4 protein-coding genes are annotated in these 2,094 nt (G+C 70.5%); 2 read left to right on the forward strand and 2 right to left on the reverse strand.

What is annotated here, in order from left to right; genetic code table 11:
• The first annotated feature begins 224 nt into the window (after positions 1 to 224).
• Positions 225 to 656 (forward strand): MarR family winged helix-turn-helix transcriptional regulator, encoded by a 432-nt coding sequence (locus tag GRC12_RS43890; protein WP_208786012.1) that lies wholly within the window; start codon positions 225 to 227, stop codon positions 654 to 656.
• Positions 657 to 666: 10 nt separating this feature from the next.
• On the opposite strand, the gene GRC12_RS43895 is transcribed toward GRC12_RS43890, so the two are convergent.
• The gene (locus GRC12_RS43895; RefSeq protein ID WP_208786013.1) at positions 667 to 1,197 is read right to left on the reverse strand and encodes a PadR family transcriptional regulator; all 531 of its coding nucleotides are present in this window, start codon (positions 1,195 to 1,197) and stop codon (positions 667 to 669) included.
• Between the two features lie 129 nt (positions 1,198 to 1,326).
• Between GRC12_RS43895 and GRC12_RS43900 the strand changes: the two genes are divergently transcribed.
• Entirely contained in the window at positions 1,327 to 1,869 is a 543-nt protein-coding gene (locus GRC12_RS43900) for a hypothetical protein (protein WP_208786014.1), read from the forward strand.
• A 27-nt stretch (positions 1,870 to 1,896) separates the two neighbouring features.
• Here the strand turns inward: GRC12_RS43900 and GRC12_RS43905 are convergent.
• On the reverse strand, positions 1,897 to 2,094 hold a 198-nt coding region (locus tag GRC12_RS43905; RefSeq protein WP_208786015.1), incomplete at its 5' end, for a GNAT family N-acetyltransferase.

Genomic DNA, 2,094 nt, shown 5'->3' on the forward strand with positions numbered 1-2,094 from the left:
GACAGGTGCCGGGCGATGGGGGCGACGGTCAGGGGGCCTCCACCGCCGTGGAGGATCAGGACGGGGCGGGCGCCGGTTTCGAGGGCCGGGCCCGCTTCGGCGATGGTGAGTATCGCGGTGTCCGAGGTCAGGGTCGCTGAAGTCATGGTGTCTGGGGTCATGCCGACGAGTGTAACTAAGGAACCTTAATTAAGGAAGCTTAGTTTCTGGAGTAGGCTTGCGTCATGGATGCTGACCTGCAACTCCTCGGCCGGGCGATCAAGCAGGCCCAGTACCGCCAACACCGCTCACTGGACAGCGCGTTGACGGCGGTCGGTACGACCCTGGCGCAATGGGACGCGTTGCGCGCGGTCAGCCGTACGCCGGGTGCCTCGGCGCGTGAGCTGGCCGCGGCGACGTTCCAGACCGAGCAGGCCTTCGGGGGCCTGGTGGGGCGCCTGGCGTCCCAGGGCCTGGTCGACCGCCGCCCCGGCCGCGGCCGCCGTATCGAGCATCACCTGACGGCGGAGGGGGAGCGGGTGCTCGCGGCCGGGCACGAGGTGGCGGACCGGGTGCTGGCGGAGTGCTTCGAGGGGCTGAGGGAGGGGGAGCGGGCCGAACTGCTGGGGCTGCTCCGGCGCCTGAACGGCGGCGGGAACGAGCCGGCCGAAGGCTGACCGGGAGGTCTTACGTCTCCGGCAGGTGCTCGGCGAGCCGCTCGGCGGCCCAGTGGGCCCACTCCTCGGCGGTGCGGGAGCCCCGGATGCCGTACTCGAGGATGAGCCAGCCGGAGATCTGCGCCGGATCGCCGACCCAGTCGACGTTGTCACGAATGGACTCCAGCGCGGTCAGGCGCTCCCGGTTGTGACGGGCGAACTCCTCCAGGAAGGCGGTGCCCTCCTCGCGGGTGAGCGTCCACAGGAAGAAGACGCGCAGCAGCGCCGCGCTGCGGAACGCCAGGTCCAGGCCCGGTTCGGTGAGCCACTGGCGCAGTTCCGCGCGCCCGGCGTCGGTGATGCCGTACTCCCGCCGGTTGCGCGCGCCCGTGCCGGTGACCTCGATCAGGCCGCTGTCGTTCAGCTTGCCCAGCTCACCGTAGATCTGGCTCTGCTGTGCGGGCCACACCATCGCCAGCGAGGTCTCGAACCGCTTGAGCAGGTCGTACCCGCTGGCCGGCTTCTCGGCGAGGAGCCCGAGGAGGGCGTGGCGCAGACTCATGCGTCTCACCCTAACAACCTCTTCAATTTCACCTGTCAGGTCTGGACGTTCCAAGAATGACCTGTCACTCTCATAATGTCCCCGTCCCCGGGAATCGCATCGCTCTCGACTGCGTGAAGGAGATCGTCGGTGAACTATGTGCGTGGGTTCGCGCCGTGGCTGTGCTACGCCGCCCTGAGCCCCGTCGACTGGCGGCTCGGCACGTGCGCCGCCGCCCTGGCCGCCCTGCTGCTGCTCGCCGGCCAACTGCGGGCCAGAAGCGTGGAGTTGCTGGCCGGTGCCACCTGTGTGTTCTTCGTGGTGATGGCCGTCATCGCGGTCTCGGACCCGTCATCGGGCCTGCGTCACTGGATCTCCGCCCTGGCCAACGCCACCCTCGCGGCCGTGGCGGCGGCCTCCCTCGCCGTACGCCGCCCCTTCACCCTGCCCTTCGCCCGCGCCCAGGTGCCCCGCGAGTACTGGAACGCCCCGCGCTTCATCCGGGTCAACATGGTCCTGACCACCATTTGGGCCACCGGCTTCGCCACCGCCGCGGTCGCGTGCGCGCTCATCGTCGGATACGACCACGGGGCCGCCGTACCTCTGATAGCGGCCCAAGTGCTGGGCTTCGTCCTCCCGTTCGCCCTGTCGGGCCGCTACGCGAGCCGGGCACAGGCGGCGGCCGGGGTGTGAGCGGTCGGACGGCCGGGGGCTGCTGCGCTACTTGACGTACCGATGACAGGGAACGGGGATCGGCCCGCCGGGCCCTTCCGCCGGGTAGTCGAACGGCCCCTCGTCGACCCACCCCTGGCGCTCGTAGAACCGTCGGGCGCGTGCGTTACCGGTGGCGACGGCGAGCCAGACCCGACGGTGCCCCCGCCCCCGTACCCGCCGCACGGCATCGTCGAGCAGCACCCC

The sequence above is a fragment of the Streptomyces griseorubiginosus genome, assembly GCF_017614965.1.
Lineage (GTDB): Bacteria > Actinomycetota > Actinomycetes > Streptomycetales > Streptomycetaceae > Streptomyces > Streptomyces griseorubiginosus_B.

Bases quoted from the DNA above. Each gene is read 5' to 3' on its own strand.
- GRC12_RS43895 (WP_208786013.1), bottom strand. From the start codon at position 1,197: ATGAGTCTGCGCCACGCCCTCCTCGGGCTCCTCGCCGAGAAGCCGGCC.
- GRC12_RS43890 (WP_208786012.1), top strand. From the start codon at position 225: ATGGATGCTGACCTGCAACTCCTCGGCCGGGCGATCAAGCAGGCCCAG.